The 15,719-nt window shown below is 72.2% G+C and carries 11 protein-coding genes; 7 read left to right on the plus strand and 4 right to left on the minus strand.

From position 1 onward, the window contains the following. Window positions 1–42: 42 nt before the first annotated feature. Both ACZ4Z2_RS05920 and ACZ4Z2_RS05925 read right to left on the minus strand, forming a co-directional pair. Window positions 43–1,023 (minus strand): ABC transporter ATP-binding protein, encoded by a 981-nt coding sequence (locus ACZ4Z2_RS05920; protein WP_468072894.1) that lies wholly within the window; start codon window positions 1,021–1,023, stop codon window positions 43–45. Window positions 1,024–1,204: 181 nt separating this feature from the next. Then, window positions 1,205–2,416, minus strand: coding sequence for an NYN domain-containing protein (locus ACZ4Z2_RS05925; protein WP_468072769.1), 1,212 nt, complete (start codon window positions 2,414–2,416; stop codon window positions 1,205–1,207). A gap of 244 nt (window positions 2,417–2,660) precedes the next feature. On the opposite strand from ACZ4Z2_RS05925, the gene ACZ4Z2_RS05930 reads away from it, so the two are divergent. Continuing rightward, window positions 2,661–2,825 (plus strand): hypothetical protein, encoded by a 165-nt coding sequence (locus ACZ4Z2_RS05930; protein WP_468072771.1) that lies wholly within the window; start codon window positions 2,661–2,663, stop codon window positions 2,823–2,825. Window positions 2,826–2,934: 109 nt separating this feature from the next. Here the strand turns inward: ACZ4Z2_RS05930 and dnaE are convergent, their stop codons facing one another. Continuing rightward, on the minus strand, window positions 2,935–6,474 hold the full coding sequence (dnaE, locus tag ACZ4Z2_RS05935; RefSeq protein WP_468072773.1) for a DNA polymerase III subunit alpha: 3,540 nt from the start codon (window positions 6,472–6,474) through the stop codon (window positions 2,935–2,937). Window positions 6,475–6,702: 228 nt separating this feature from the next. On the opposite strand from dnaE, the gene ACZ4Z2_RS05940 reads away from it, so the two are divergent. The 3 genes from ACZ4Z2_RS05940 (at window position 6,703) to ACZ4Z2_RS05950 (ending at window position 9,713) form a co-directional block, all read left to right on the plus strand. Next, window positions 6,703–8,052, plus strand: a complete 1,350-nt coding sequence (locus ACZ4Z2_RS05940; protein WP_468072774.1) for a DUF2252 domain-containing protein — start codon at window positions 6,703–6,705, stop codon at window positions 8,050–8,052. A 62-nt stretch (window positions 8,053–8,114) separates the two neighbouring features. Continuing rightward, entirely contained in the window at window positions 8,115–8,801 is a 687-nt protein-coding gene (locus ACZ4Z2_RS05945) for a hypothetical protein (protein WP_468072776.1), read from the plus strand. 111 nt (window positions 8,802–8,912) lie between these two features. Then, on the plus strand, window positions 8,913–9,713 hold the full coding sequence (locus ACZ4Z2_RS05950; protein ID WP_468072778.1) for a DsbA family protein: 801 nt from the start codon (window positions 8,913–8,915) through the stop codon (window positions 9,711–9,713). A 125-nt stretch (window positions 9,714–9,838) separates the two neighbouring features. Here ACZ4Z2_RS05950 and ACZ4Z2_RS05955 read toward each other — a convergent pair whose 3' ends face one another. Continuing rightward, entirely contained in the window at window positions 9,839–10,477 is a 639-nt protein-coding gene (locus ACZ4Z2_RS05955; RefSeq protein WP_468072780.1) for a hypothetical protein, read from the minus strand. Between the two features lie 211 nt (window positions 10,478–10,688). On the opposite strand from ACZ4Z2_RS05955, the gene ACZ4Z2_RS05960 reads away from it, so the two are divergent. The 3 genes from ACZ4Z2_RS05960 (at window position 10,689) to ACZ4Z2_RS05970 (ending at window position 15,670) form a co-directional block, all read left to right on the plus strand. Continuing rightward, entirely contained in the window at window positions 10,689–13,730 is a 3,042-nt protein-coding gene (locus ACZ4Z2_RS05960; RefSeq protein ID WP_468072781.1) for an ATP-binding protein, read from the plus strand. Beyond that, complete coding sequence (locus ACZ4Z2_RS05965; protein WP_468072783.1) at window positions 13,727–13,948, plus strand: hypothetical protein; 222 nt, start codon at window positions 13,727–13,729, stop codon at window positions 13,946–13,948. Before ACZ4Z2_RS05960 ends, ACZ4Z2_RS05965 begins: the two co-directional genes overlap by 4 nt. A gap of 72 nt (window positions 13,949–14,020) precedes the next feature. Continuing rightward, on the plus strand, window positions 14,021–15,670 hold the full coding sequence (locus ACZ4Z2_RS05970; RefSeq protein WP_468072785.1) for an alkaline phosphatase D family protein: 1,650 nt from the start codon (window positions 14,021–14,023) through the stop codon (window positions 15,668–15,670). Window positions 15,671–15,719 lie beyond the last annotated feature (49 nt).

Consider the following 15,719-nt stretch of genomic DNA (forward strand, 5'->3'; position numbering starts at 1 on the left):
TCACACCCGCACCGGCCGATGTCCGGCCCACACCCGCGCCCCTCACGCCTTGACCAGGCCCTGTGCGTGGCCCGCGCTGCCGCCGAGCGCCAGGTAGACGTCCTCCAGGCTCGGTGTGGCGAGCGTGAAGTCGTCGAGCGCGACGAAGGCGGCGCCGCCGGTGACCGTGGCCACCACCGCGCGCGCCTCCTCCGGGGCGAGCCGCAGGGTCCAGCGGCGGCCGGACTCCACGGCCCGGGGCAGCAGGGCGGCGACCTCGGGCACGTCCAGCGGGGGCCGCTCGCGCCACACCAGCTCGACGCGGACCTCGCCGGCGACCTTCTCCTTGAGCCCGGCCGGGGTGTCGCAGGCGATGACCCGCCCCTGGTCGAGGACGGCGACGCGGTCGAGGACGGTCTCGGCCTCGATGACGTTGTGGGTGACCAGCAGGACGGTGGTGCCGGACTCGGCGCGCCGCCGGTCGACGGCCGCCCACACGGACCGGCGGGCGACGGGGTCCATGCCGCTGGTCGGCTCGTCCAGCACCAGCAGCGGGCGCTCGCCGACCAGCGCGGTGGCGAAGCAGGCGAGCCTGCGCTGCCCCCCGGAGAGCTTCTTCAGCGGCCGTGCGGCGAGGCCGCTCAGCCCGAGTTCGTCGAGGACGGCGTCCCGCTCGGCGCGGGCCCGCCGTACGTCGAGGCCGCGCAGCCGCCCGGTGGTCTCGGCGGCCAGCGCCACGGTCAGCTCGTCCAGCGCGGTGGACTCCTGGCCCAGGTAGGCGAGGATGCGCGCGGCCCGCTCCGGGTGGCGCACGATGTCGTGCCCGAGGATCTCGACGGTGCCGTCGTCGGGCCGCATGAGCCCGGTCAGCTGCCGTACGAGGGTGGTCTTGCCGGCGCCGTTGGGCCCGAGCAGTCCGAAGATCTCGCCGCGCCGGACCTCGAGACCGACCGCGTCGTTGGCCCGTACCTCGGGGGTTCCCGGCGTCCCGCGCCGCCCCCGGGTCGCCGGATACGTCTTGGTGAGGCCCCGCACGGCACACACGACGTCCCCGTCATGCCGAACCGCCTGTGCCGAACGCGTACTCACGAGGGACGAGCCTACGGGGTCCCGGGGACCGAATCGCCTCCGGGGCACCCCTGCCGGGGCGCGGGGAACCGCGCGACACGCCGCGGCGAGCCCGTCGCCGGCCGCGAACACGCAGGCCCGGGCGGTGCCGCCGCGTTCAGTCCCCGGCCGGTGCGTGCTCCGCGGCCGTCCGTACGTCGATCTCCCGCCAGAACCCGGCCCGGATGGCGTAGCGGTCGTGCTCGTCGATCTGGTCGTCCTTGTGCGCCAGCAGCCCGAACCGTGCCGCGTACCGCAGCAGCTCCCCGTCCACCCGGTGCGGCACCCGCGGGTACATCGCCGACAGCTTCTGGAGATGGGACTGGTCGGTAAGCCGCGACATCCACCGCCGGGCGAACACCTGTCCCACCTCGAAGGGGTCGCCGCCGACCGTGGTGATGTCCTCCTCGCGGTCGGCCCACCGCTGCTCCGCCGTCGTCAGCTGCGCCAGCGTCGGCATCGCCGCCGCGTCCGGTGACTCCCCCGCGACACCGGGCCGGTCCACCCACCCTTTGTCGGAGGACCACCGCAGGGTGGCGGTCGCCGGATGCTGCGAGGTGTGCGCGCCGGGCCCCCGCAGGGCGGCGAGATCCTTCGGTGTCGGTACGCCCTTGGCCGCGGCCGGCACCCGTTCCGCGGCGCCGTTGCGCCCCGCGGGCGCCTGCTCGGGCTCGGGGGCGGCCCGCTCGGCGCCGGCCAGCGCGGACTCGGGGAGCGGCGCCGACAGGATCGCGGCGATCTCCGGGCGGGGCACGGGGGGCGGCGCGCAGATGCCGCCGATGTCCTTCGCCCGTACGGCCTTGGTGATCCACGCCCGGTCGAGCACGCGCCGTTCGTCGGCCTCGGCGACCAGGTCCTCGGACTGGTTGTAGTCCCCGTCGGCGGCCTGCACGGCCCACAGGTGGACGGCGACGCCGTGCTCCTTGGCCGCCATCATGCCCGGCAGGAGGTCCCCGTCGCCGGTGACGAGCACCACGTCGGAGCAGGCCCGGTTGCGGGCCAGCTCGGTCAGTTCGGCGTGCATGGCGGCGTCCACGCCCTTCTGCGCCCAGCGCCCGTCGCTGCGGGTCAGCGCGCCGAGCCGGACGGTCACCCGGGGCATCACGCGCAGCCTGCGGTGCTCGGGCTGCGGGACGCGGTCGGGGGCGCCGTCGAACCAGTAGATGCGCAGCAGGGGGCGCTCGGTGTCGGCCTCGGCGCGTTCGCGCAGGCCCTGGATGAGGGCCGTGTGGTCGACGGTGATGCGGGAGCGGGAGGGTTCCCCGGCGAGGAGGCTGGCGGCCGCGCCGAGCAGATACCCGGCGTCCACCAGGACGATGCAGCGGTCCACGCGATCCACCCTCTTTCCGGGAGGTGTGCTTAGGGCTTCCTTCGAGTCTGCCCGACCTCGCGGAGGTTAACGGCCGGAACTGGATCATCGGCGTGGCGTGTTCGCCGGTCGCGTCGGTGCGGCGCGCCGCAGGTGGCGACAAGGGTCGTCACGGAGGGTGATTCCCCGACATGCGCGGCGTGTCGGGCTATGTGAATCTGGTCGCGGCCCTGGCCCCTAGATCCCCCACAGGAGGCAGATCACCATGGCCAAGAACAAGAAGCAGGACCGTAAGCAGCCCCAGTCCGCGCGTGGTCAGCAGGAGGTACAGCCGTCCTCCATGGAGCCGGGCGCCGACCAGCGTGTCGCCTCGGTGACCCCCGGCGACATGGCCCGCAAGGGCCGGCAGAAGCGCTTCGGCCACAACTGACCTTCCGCGTGACGGGGCAGTTCGCAGCCCCATGGCACCGAGGGGCGCATCCGGAACTCCGGATGCGCCCCTCGCGCGCTCACGCCCCCCGGTCCGCCGGGGGCCGGCCTCAGCCGGCCAGGCAGGACGGGCCGAGCAGTACCTTCAGGTCGCCGAAGAGCGCCGGGTCGGGCTTCACCCGGTGCCGGTCGAGGCGCAGCACCGTGGTCTTGGTGGGGCCCTGGAGCCGGATGCGCACCTCGCTCTCGCCCTTGTGGTGGGTGAGGATCTCGCCGAGCCGGCTGACCATCGGCGGGGTCACCCGGGTGGCGGGGATGGTGAGGATCACGGGCGCGTTGGTGCCCGCGTTGGACAGGTCCGGGACCTGGAGTTCCATCGCGACGAGCCGGGGGATGTCCTCGCGCTTGTCGAGGCGGCCCTTGACGAAGACGACGGCGTCCTCGACGAGCTGGGTCGAGACGAGCTGGTAGGTCGCCGGGAAGAACATGCACTCGATGGAACCGGCGAGGTCCTCGACGGTGGCGATGGCCCAGGCGTTGCCCTGCTTGGTCATCTTGCGCTGGAGGCCGGAGATGATGCCGCCGATGGTGACGACCGCGCCGTCCGCGTGCTCGCCGCCGGTGAGCTGGGCGATGCCCGCGTCCGCCTTGTCGGACAGCACGTGCTCCAGCCCGAACAGCGGGTGGTCGGAGACGTAGAGGCCGAGCATCTCCCGCTCCTGGGCGAGGAGGTACGCCTTGTCCCACTCGTCGTCGGTGAACTGGACGTCGAGCCCGAAGCCGGGCTCGCTGCTCTGCTCCTCGCCCATGCCGCCGAAGAGGTCGAACTGGCCCTCGGCCTCCTTGCGCTTGACCGCCACCACGTTGTCGATCATCGGCTCGAACTGGGCGGTGAGGCCCTTGCGGGTGTGGCCGAGGGTGTCGAAGGCGCCGGCCTTGATCAGGGACTCGGTGGTGCGCTTGTTGCAGGCCGCGGCCTCGACCTTGTCCAGGTAGTCGGGGAAGGAGGCGTACTTCCCCTTCGCCTTGCGGGAGCGGATGATCGCGTCGACCACGTTGGTGCCGACGTTGCGCACGGCCTCCAGGCCGAACAGGATCACGTCGTCGCCCTGGGCGGCGAAGTTGTGCACCGACTCGTTGACGTTCGGCGGGAGCACCTTGATGCCCATGCGGCGGCACTCGTTCAGGTAGATCGCGGACTTGTCCTTGTCGTCCTTGACCGAGGTGAGGAGCGCCGCCATGTACTCGGCGGGGTGGTTGGCCTTGAGGTAGGCGGTCCAGTAGGAGACCAGTCCGTACGCGGCGGAGTGCGCCTTGTTGAAGGCGTAGCCGGCGAAGGGGACCAGCACGTCCCACAGGGCCTGGATGGCCTCGTCGCTGTAGCCGTTCTTCTGGGCGCCTGACTGGAAGATGGTGAAGTTCTTCGCCAGCTCGTCGGGCTTCTTCTTGCCCATGACGCGGCGGAGGATGTCGGCCTCGCCGAGCGAGTAGCCGGCGATGATCTGGGCGGCCTTCTGGACCTGCTCCTGGTAGACGATCAGGCCGTAGGTGACGTCCAGGACCTCCTTGAGCGGGGCCTCCAGCTCGGGGTGGATCGGCGTGATCTCCTGCTGCCCGTTCTTGCGCAGCGCGTAGTTCGTGTGGGAGTTCATGCCCATCGGACCCGGGCGGTACAGGGCCGACACGGCGGAGATGTCTTCGAAGTTGTCGGGCTTCATCAGGCGCAGCAGGGAGCGCATGGGGCCGCCGTCGAACTGGAAGACGCCCAGGGTGTCGCCGCGCTGGAGCAGTTCGAAGGTCGTGGGGTCGTCCAGCGGCAGCGACAGCAGGTCGATGTCGATGCCCTTGTTGGACTTCACCATCTTGACGGCGTCGTCCATGATCGTCAGGTTGCGCAGGCCGAGGAAGTCCATCTTCAGCAGGCCGAGCGACTCGCAGCTCGGGTAGTCCCACTGGGTGATGGTCACACCGTCGGTGTGCCTGACCCAGACGGGGACGTGCTCGGTGATGGTCTCGCTGGACATGATCACGCCGGCGGCGTGCACACCCATCTGCCGGACCAGGCCCTCCACACCGCGCGCGGTGTCGATGACCTTCTTCACGTCCGGTTCGTTCTCGTACATCGACCGGACCTCGCCCGCCTCCGAGTAGCGGGGGTGGCTGGGGTCGGTGATGCCGGAGAGCGGGATGCCCTTGCCGAGGACGTCGGCGGGCATGGCCTTGGTGATGCGGTCGCCCATCGCGTACGGGTAGCCCAGCACGCGCGCGGAGTCCTTGATGGCGTTCTTGGCCTTGATGGTGCCGTACGTGCCGATCATGGCGACCTTGTCGGCGCCGTACTTCTCGGTCACGTACCGGATCACCTCGACGCGCCTGCGCTCGTCGAAGTCGATGTCGACATCGGGCATCGAGATGCGCTCGGGGTTGAGGAACCGCTCGAAGATCAGGCCGTGCGGGATGGGGTCGAGGTCGGTGATGCCGAGGGCGTACGCGACGATCGAGCCGGCCGCGGAGCCTCGGCCGGGGCCGACCGCGATGCCCTGCTTCTTGGCCCACATGATGAAGTCGGCGACGACGAGGAAGTAGCCCGGGAAGCCCATCGAGATGATGGTGTCCATCTCGTACTCGACCTGCTTCATGCGGTCGTCCGGGATGCCGTCCGGGAAGCGGCGGTGCATGCCGCGCATGGTCTCCTCGCGGAACCAGGTGACCTCCGTGTACCCCTCGGGGATGTCGAACCTGGGCATCAGGTCCCGCTTCTGGAACATGCCCGTGGTGTCGACCATCTCGGCGACGAGGAGCGTGTTGGCGCAGCCCTCCTGCCAGGCGTCCGAGGAGTCGATGGCGTACATCTCGTCGGTGGACTTCAGGTAGTAGCCGGTGCCGTCGAACTTGAAGCGGTCCGGGTCGGAGAGGTTCTTGCCGGTCTGGATGCACAGCAGTGCGTCGTGGGCGCCCGCCTCGTGGGCGTAGGTGTAGTGCGAGTCGTTGGTGACCAGCGGGGGGATGCCGAGCTTCTTGCCGATCTCCAGCAGGCCGTCGCGGACCCGGTGCTCGATCTCGATGCCGTGGTCCATCAGCTCCAGGAAGTACTTGTCCTTGCCGAAGATGTCCTGGTACTCGGCGGCCGCCTTCAGCGCCTCGTCGTACTGGCCGAGGCGCAGCCGGGTCTGGAGCTCACCGGAGGGGCAGCCGGTGGAGGCGACGATCCCCTCGGACCACTTGGCGATGGTCTCCTTGTCCATACGGGGCCACTTCTGCAGCCAGCCCTCGGCGTAGGCGTCCGAGGAGAGGCGGAAGAGGTTGTGCAGGCCCGTCGCGTTGACCGCCCACATCGTCTTGTGGGTGTAACCACCGGAACCGGAGACGTCGTCGCGCTTCTGGTGCGGCTGGCCCCACTGGATCTTGCGCTTGTTCCGCCGGGACTCGGGGGCGACATACGCCTCGATACCGATGATCGGGGTGATCCCGGCCTTCTGCGCGGAGTGGAAGAAGTCGTACGCCCCGTGGAGGTTGCCGTGGTCGGACATCGCGATGTGGGTCATGCCCATCTCGTTGCACGCGTTGAACATGTCCTTGAGCCGCGCGGCACCGTCCAGCAGCGAGTACTGGGTGTGGACGTGCAGGTGCGTGAACGGCGGCTTTGACACGGCTTCGGCCTCCAGGGAGAACTGCGGACGACAGGGCGACGACGGGTCCCCGACGGGCTGCGGACAGTCTGGGGGACAGCGTCGAAGTCTATGCCTCGGCACTGACACGGCGGGGCCTGTCCCCCGTACCTTTCGTCGAGGAGTCGCGGGCACTCCCGCGCACCTCCGCACGTTGCCCAGGGGACGGACCAGCCGTCCCATTCGTCATGTACCAGGAGGCACCCAGCGATGTCGGTTCCGCAGCTCAACGACGAGCGACGCGGCGAGGAGATCCTCGCCGTCTTCGACACCGCCTTCGGCCGGCTCCTGGCCGCCGACCCGGCCGCGTTCCGGGTGAAGTTCCGGAAGATGGCGGCCTCGGCCTTCGCGTTCTACCGGGGTACGGCGTGCCTCTTCTACCACGACCTGAGCGACACGGCCTCCGGGTGGGGCGGCGGCGACGGGGACAGCGGCCCCTATCTGGACGAGCGCACCTCCCGCGTGTGGATCCACGGCGACCTGCACGCGGAGAACTTCGGCACGTACATGGACTCCACGGGCCGGCTCATCTTCAACGTGAACGACTTCGACGAGGCGTACGTCGGCCCGTTCACCTGGGACCTGAAGCGCTTCGCCGCCTCCGTGGCGCTCGTCGGGTACGCGAAGGCGCTCAGCGACGAGCAGATCACCGAGCTGGTGACCGTGTACGCGTCCGCCTACCGGGAGCGGATCCACGCGGTCGCGGCGGGCGCCAAGCGGGACGAGGTGCCGCCGTTCACGCTGGACACCGCGCAGGGCCCGCTGCTCGGCGCGCTGCGCGACGCGCGCTCGCTGACGCGTTTCGGGCTGCTCGACTCGATGACCGAGATCCGTGAGTTCGAGCGCCGTTTCGCGCCGGGCGGCGGCTCCATCGAGCTGGACGCGGCCACGCGCTACAAGGTGCTCGCCGCGTTCGACGGCTATCTGGAGACGCTCCCCGAGTCCTCCCTGACCCGCCCCGACTCCTACCGGGTGAAGGACGTCGTGGGCCGCCGCGGCATCGGCATCGGCTCGGCCGGGCTGCCGTCTTACAACATCCTGCTGGAGGGCGCCACCGACGCCCTGGAGAACGATGTGGTGATCTACATCAAGCAGGCGCAGACCCCGGCCGTCTCCCGCCACATCACCGACGAGCGCATCCAGGACTACTTCCAGCACGAGGGCCACCGCACCGTCATCTCCCAGCGCGCCCTCCAGGCGCACGCCGACCCGTGGCTCGGCTGGACCGAGCTGGACGGCGCGGGTCAGCTGGTCGCCGAGGTGTCGCCGTACGCGGTGGACCTGGACTGGGGCGACATCGACGACCCGGAGGAGATCGGGGCGGTCGTCGCCGACCTCGGCCGGGCCACGGCCACGATGCACGCGGCGGCGGACGACCTCTCCGGCCAGTCCCTGGTGCCGTTCTCCACGGAGCGGGCCATCGACGCGGCGATCGCCGCCGACGAGGAGGGCTTCGCGCCCCTGCTGGTGGACTTCGCGCACCGCTACGGCGCACGCGCGCGTGCGGACCACCAGATCTTCGTGGACCTCTTCCGCAACGGCCGGATCCCGGGCCTGTAGGGCAGCGCACAGCATCCCTTTAAGGCTCCCTTACAGGGGTGCGTGGGAGACTCTCCGGCGGTATGGACATATCCGGGACCCCCTTCAGAGCCGTGCGCGCGGCGCTGTTCACGGCACTCGTCGTGACGCTCAGCACCGCGTCGCACGTCCTGCTGTCCCGGGCCCCGCTGCCGCTGGTCACCGTGGCCGCGATCACCGCCGCCGTCTTCGTCGTCGCGTACACGCTGGCGGGCCGCCGGGAGCGCGGCTCCGGACGGATCGCCGCCGTGCTGATCCCGCTGGAGCTGGCGGCGGACACCGTGTTCACGGCGGGCCAGCACGCCTGTTACGGCGAGGCGGGCGGCCCGGTCGCGGGCCCGCTGCGCCAGGTCGGCCTGGACGTGCTCTGCGGCGGCGGAGTGGGCGCACCGCTGGCGCGGGTCACCGGCGAATCCCCGCAGGCGGCCGCGCTGCTGGCGGGTGCCGGACCGGCAACCGCCTGGCTGCTGCTCGCCGCGCACATCGGGGTGGGGCTGCTGGCCGCCGCCTGGCTGCGCCGCGGCGAGCGGGCGCTGGCGCAGCTGCTCGGTGCCGCCGTCGCCGCCGGTTTCCGGCCGCTGCTGCTCGCGGTCGCCGCGCTCACGCCCCGGTGCGCCCCGGTGGAGCAGCGCCCGACGCGCACCGCGCACCGCCGGGCCACCGCCCGCACCCTGCTCCTCGCCCACTCCCTGGGGCGGCGCGGACCGCCGTGCCGGGTCACCTTCGCGTGACCCTTGCGGGCGTTCGGTGAGCCACGGGCTCCTGAGCGCTGGTGAGCACGAGCAGTCCACCCACGTCATCCGCGCACCCACGGGTGCGAGTCTCCCAGGGAGTTCACCCACATGAGCAAGCGGAACAGCAACGCGGCGAAGACGGCGGCCCGTGAGCGGCTGCGGCTGGAGCGCGAGCGTCAGGCCAAGCGCGCGAAGGCCAGGCGGCAGGCGATCGTGGCCGCCTCGGTCGTCGCGGTCCTCGCGACGGCCGGCGGCATCGGCTACGCCGTCGTGCAGACCACCAAGCCCACCAAGTGGGAGGCCGCCGCGGAGGCCACGGTGGTCAAGCCCGCCCACACCTCGGGCGAGAACGGCACCACCGTCGTGATCGGCGACTCCAAGACCGACAACGTGGTCCACCTGTACGAGGACCCGCGCTGCCCCGCCTGCGCCCAGTTCGAGCAGACCGTCGGCGAGACGGTCGACAAGGGCATGGAGGACGGCGACTACAAGCTGTCGTTCACCCTGGGCACCTTCCTCGACGGCAATCTCAGCGGCGAGGGCTCGAAGAACGCGCTGAGCGCGCTGGGCGCCGCCCTGAACGTCAGCCCCGAGGCGTTCCTCGACTACAAGGCCGCGCTCTACTCCGCGAAGTACCACCCGGAGGAGTCGACCGACACGTTCGCCGACGACAGCTATCTGATCAAGGTGGCGAACACGGTGGACGCGCTGAAGAACAACAAGAAGTTCCAGGACGCCGTGAAGAAGGGCACCTACGACGCCTGGGCGATGAGGATGAGCAAGTCCTTCGACGAGGCCAAGGGGGTCAAGTCGACTCCGACCATCAAGATCAACGACAAGACGGTCGGCAACCCGTCCTCGGTCGCCGACTGGGAGAAGTCCCTGAAGGACGCGGGCGTCACCAAGTAACGCCCGCTGAAGGAGGCGTCACCAAGTAACGCCCCCGTTGGCGCCGTTCACACCGTTCACACCGTTCGCGTGTGACAGGCGGGTGTTCCCGGAGGCCGCCGGGAACACCCGCCCGCACGGCCCGGTCACGGCGCGATGTACGGCCTGACCCGCTTGCGGTAGTCCTCGGGGCGCACCTCGTTGTAGTACTTGTCCGCGTCCTCGCCCTTCGAGGTGAGGACGTAGTACGGGCACTCGTCGGACTCGGCCTTGCCGGTGTACGTGTACCGCTCCTCGCCGGTGCGCGCCTCGACCACCCGCAGCCGGTACGTGGTGTTGTACGTCTTGATCTTCAGCGGCTTGCCGTCGGCCTCCATGTCGCACACCTTGCCGGTCGCGGTGGCCTTGGTGCGCTCGACGCAGACGACGAGTTCGGCCTTCTCCGGCTTGTCCGTGTAGCCCAGGAACCAGCCCTTGGGGAAGTCGCCGTCGGAGGGCACGCTGCTGGTCCACCCGTCGTCGTCGCCGTCGCTGCGCATGAGCTGCGCCGGGTGCACGGACTTCTTCGCGCGGTCGTAGGCCGGCATCCCTTCGAAGCCGAGCCCGTCGGAGCAGACCCGCTCCAGGTCCTGGGTGGTCACCGGCACCTCGGGCGGGTCCGCCTCGGCCCCGCCCGACGACGATCCGCCGCCGCTGCCTCCCGCCGTGGACCCGGTGGGTGACGCACACCCGCACAGGACCACCCCCAGGACCCCGGCGGCGGCCCACATCCGGGCACCCTGCATGACGACCTCCCAGCTCAACGAGAAAGCGGCAGGCAGGGCATGTCCCCCCAGGCCATGCCCTGTCCCCCTGCCCTGCCGGAAGAAAGCGTGCCCCGCCGCCGGCCCCCGGCCATCGGGGAAGAACCCCCATATAGTTCTGCGGCCCCGGTGAAGGCGGGTACTAACCTGTACGCCTCGAAGACGTATTCGACGCGGCGCAGGGAGCCCTCAGGTGTCGTCGTTCTCATCGCTGTCGGCGCCCGCGCTGGTCGGCAGGGAGGCGGAGCGGGACCTGCTGACCGCCGCCGTACGGGCGGCCCGCGAGGGGCGGGGCTCGTCGGTGTTCGTGCTGGGCGAGCCCGGCATCGGGAAGTCCCGGCTGGTCGAGGAGGCGGCGTCCGTCGCGGTGCGCGCCGGGGCGCGTGTGCTGCGCGGGCGGGCGGCGTCGGCGGGGCGCGCCGTGCCGCTGCGCCCGCTGGCGGAGGCCGTGTTCTCCGGACTGCGCGGCGAAGCGGCGCCCTCCGACGCCGACCTGGGCCTCTACGAACCCCTGCTGTCCCGGCTGTGCGGACCGGCACCGGAGGACGGGGCGCCCCTCGTCGGCTACGCCGAGGCGGTGTTGCGGCTCCTGACGGTGCTGGGCCGTGACCGCTGCTGTGTGCTGGTGCTGGAGGACCTGCACGACGCGGACGCCGACACCCTCGCCGTCGTCGACTACCTGGCCGACAACCTCACCGGCCAACGGGCCGTACTGCTGGCCACGTTGCGGGGCGAGCCCGGTCCCGCCCTCGATCTGGCCGAGGCAGCCGCGTCCCGCCGCGCCGCCCGCTCGCTGCGGCTCGCCCGTCTCGGGCCGGCCGGCACCGCCGAGCTGGCCGCGCGCTGTCTCGGCCGGGGCGCGACGGACGAGGTGCCCGCGGCCGTACTGGACCGGCTGCACGCCGTCTCCGAGGGCGTCCCGTTCGTGGTGGAGGAACTGCTGCGGGCCATGGTCGACGGCGGCAGCCTCGTCCGGGACGGCGACCGCGGCTGGACGGTCACCGGTGCCCTCGACGCCGGGGTCCCCGCGACCGTCGCCGCCGCCGTCCTGCAACGCGTGGACCGGCTGGCGGCACCCGGCGTGGCCCTCCTGGAGGCGGCGGCGGTCCTCGGCAGACGGTTCCCGGTGGACATCGCGGCCCGTGTCGCCGGTCTCGACCGCGCCAGCGCCCTCACCCACCTCCGCCACGCGGCCCGCGCCGGCCTGGTCTCCGGCGGCTCCCCCGCGCGGGAGCCGGGCAGGCCCCCCGCGCGGGAGCCCGGCCGGCCCCCCGCGGAGGAGCCCGGCTGGCACTCCTTCCGCCACGCCCTGACCGCCGACGCCATCGCCCACCGCCTCCTTCCCCCCGAACGAGCCGCACTCTGCCTCGCCGCGGCCGACGCGATCGAGCACCCGTCCGGTACCGCCGGGTTCCACGAGCCCGGCGGGCTCATCGGCGGACAGTCCCGTGACGATCTCGACCGGCTGGCCGCCGAGCTGTGCGTCGCCGGGGGCCGGCGGGCGCGGGCGGCCGTCCTGCTCACCCGCGCCGGGCGGCAGGCCGTCGCGCGCGGCGCGCTACTGACCGCGGTGGAACTCCTGGACCGGGGGCTGGAGTTGACCTCGGACACCCCGGACACCCCGCCCGAGGCCGTGGCCGGGCTGCTGGAGGAACTGCTCCGCGCCCTCGTCCTCACCGGTGACGTCCGGCGCGTACCGGAGCTCGGGGACCGGCTCGACGACGTACTGACCGCTTCGGGTGCGCCGAACACCCGGCGGGCGGCGGGCTTCGTGACCCGGGCCAGGGCCGCGGCCACGGCACAGCAGTGGGAGGAGGGCCTGGCCACCGTACGGCGGGCGAGGGAACTGCTCGGCGACGACCCCGACCCCGGCTCGCGGGCCTCCCTGGACGCGGTCGCCGCGCACCTGGTCCTCAACTCGCGGTGCCCGGACCGGCTGGAGACCGCCCGTGCCCTCGCCGAGGGTGCCGTCACCACCGCCGAGGCGGTGGGGCTGCCGGAGGTGAGCTGCAAGGCGCTGAACATGCTCGGCTACTGTCTGCGGCCCCAGAGCCTCGCCGAGGCGGAGGAGACCTTCACCCGCCTGGTGGCGACGGCCGAGGCGCACGCCCTGCCGGTGTGGCGCATCCGCGGTCTGCTGGAACTGGGGGTGCTCGACCGGCTCCGGTCCACCGGCACGGACCGCCTGCTGGCCGCGCGGCGGGCCGCCGAGGACACCGGCGCGACCCTCATGACGGCCTGGGCCGACATGCATCTGACGCTCGCTCATGTGCTGCGCGACGAACAGGACCTGGCGGCGGAGTCCGCCCGGCGGCTGCGGGAGACGGCCGAGCGGCTGCGGCTGCGCGAGGTGGAGCTGATCGGTGTCGGCGTCGACGGCATCATCGCCGCCGCGCTCGGTGAACGCGAGCGCCTGCGGGCCACCCTGGACGCCCTGAGGAACGCGCTGGCCGGACGGAGCGCGGGCGCGGTCTGGGGCTACGACACCTCGGTGTGGGGCTGGGCCCAGGGCATCTGCTCCCTGATGCGGGAGGAACACGACCGGGCGCTCGCCGAGTTCACCGAGGCGGACCGGGTGATGCGGGCGCTGCCCAGCACCCGAGGGGTCAGCGGCTTCCTCGGGCCCTATCTGCTGCTGCGCACCCTGAAGGGCACGGCGGGCTGGGCGGAGCTGGAGGGCCCCGGCACGGACCGGCTCGCCCAGGTCCACTGGGACCGCCCCTTCGTCGGCTGGTCGCGTGCGGTGCTGCTGGGACGTGAGGGCCGGGCCGCCGAGGCCGCGAAGTCCGCCGAGGAGGCCCTCGTCGGGACCGACGCCATTCCCCTCGCGGCCCATCTGTGTCTGCGCCTGGGCGCCGGAGCGGCCCTCGCCGACGGCTGGGGCCGGCCGGTCGAATGGCTGCGCTCCGCCGAGCAGTTCTTCCACGACCGGGGCACCACCCGCGTGTCGGCGGCGTGCCGCGCCCTGCTGCGCGACGCGGGCTCCGCCGTGCCCCGCCGCCGCCAGGGCCACGACACGATCCCGGCGGAGCTGCGGCGGACGGGGGTGACCACCCGGGAGTACGAGGTGCTCCTGCTGCTCGGCCGCCGTTTCGGCAACCAGGAGATCGCCGAGCATCTCTTCCTCTCCCCGCGCACCGTCGAGAAGCACCTGGCGAGCCTGCGCGACCGCACCGGCTGCGGCGACCGCGCCGCTCTGCTCGCCCTGGCGAGGCGGTACGCCGACGGGCGATGACGCCCGAAGCCCGCACCGGCGTCCCCACCGACGCCCGCACCGGCGTCCCCACCGACGCCCGCACCGGCGTCCCCACCGACGCCCGCACCGGCGTCCCCACCGACGCCCGCGCCGGCTTCCGCACCGGCGCCCGCGCCGGGCGCGAGCCATTAACAGGGCACCACCGTCTGAACATTCGGCGGATTTCGCGTCATACGCCTTACCCAAACCGCTACTGATCAGTAATGTCATCCGCCGTGACCAGTCGCAGATCTCACTCCAACTCCGGCGTTCCCGCCGACCCCAGAGGCATGTCGCCCGCGCAGCCGGGCCTGTCCTCCTCCGCTCCGCGCCGCCGTACGGTCGTCAAGGCCGCCGCCGCGGGCGCGGTCCTCGCGGCCCCGCTGGCGGCCGCGTTCCCCGCGAGCGCCGCCGAGGCCCCCGCGTTCCTGCACGGTGTCGCCTCCGGCGATCCGCTGCCCGACGGTGTCCTGCTGTGGACCCGCGTGACGCCCACCCCGGAGGCCATACCCGGCTCCGGGCTCGGCCCGGACGTCGAGGTCGGCTGGACCGTCGCCCTGGACAAGGCGTTCACGACGGTCGTCGCCAAGGGCTCGGTCACCGCGACCGCCGACTCCGACCACACCGTGAAGGCGGACGTCCGCGGCCTCGCCCCGGCCACCGACTACTGGTTCCGCTTCTCGGCCGGCGGCACCGACTCGCCCGCCGCCCGCACCCGTACGGCCCCCGCCGCCGACGCCGCACCGGCGGGGCTGCGGTTCGGCGTGGTCTCCTGCGCCAACTGGGAGGGCGGCCACTTCGCCGCCTACCGCCATCTGGCCGCGCGCGGCGACCTGGACGCCTGGATCCACCTCGGCGACTACATCTACGAGTACGGCACCGGCCAGTACGCCACCCGCGGCAAGGTCGTACGGCCGCACGCGCCGGCCCACGAGATCGTCACCCTCGCCGACTACCGCGTCCGGCACGCCCGTTACAAGACGGACCCCGACCTCCAGGCGTTGCACGCGGTCGCGCCGGTCATCGCCATCTGGGACGACCACGAGATAGCCAACGACGCCTGGTCGGGCGGCGCCGAGAACCACACCGAGGGCGCGGAGGGCACCTGGGCGGCCCGTCAGTCGGCGGCCAAGCGGGCGTACTTCGAGTGGATGCCGGTGCGCCCGGCGATCGCGGGCACCACCTACCGGCGGCTGCGCTTCGGCAAGCTCGCCGACCTCTCGCTGCTGGACCTGCGCTCCTACCGCTCCCAGCAGGTGGGCGTCGGCAACGGCCAGGTCGACGACCCGGACCGTACGCTGACGGGCCGGGCCCAGCTCGACTGGCTGAAGACGGGCCTGAAGGCGTCCGACACGACCTGGCGGCTGGTCGGCAACTCGGTGATGATCGCCCCGTTCGCCCTCGGCAACCTCACGGCCGACCTGCTGGAACCGCTGACCGAGCTGCTCGGCCTGCCGAAGGAGGGCCTCGCCCTCAACCCCGACCAGTGGGACGGCTACACCGACGACCGCCGTGAACTCCTCGCCCATCTGCGGGAGAACGCCATCCGCAACACGGTCTTCCTCACCGGCGACATCCACATGGCCTGGGCCAACGACGTGCCCGTCAACGCCGGTACGTACCCGCTGTCGGCCTCCGCCGCCACGGAGTTCGTCGTCACGTCGGTGACCTCGGACAACCTCGACGACCTCGTGAAGGTCCCCGAGGGCACCGTCTCCGCGGTGGCCTCCCCGCTGATCCGCGCCGCCAACCGGCACGTCCACTGGGTCGACACCGACCGGCACGGCTACGGCGTCCTCGACATCACCGCCGCGCGGGCGCAGATGGACTTCTACGTCCTGTCCGACCGGACGAAGCCCGACGCGAGGTCGTCGTGGGCCCGCTCGTACCGGACGCGGAGCGGGACGCAGAAGGTGGAGCGGACGTACGACCCGGTGTAGTCCGCCGGGCCCCGGTGGGCCCGGGCCGGCGTACGCCCCGCTCGGGCCG

Source organism: Streptomyces sp. NPDC030183 (assembly GCF_055573455.1).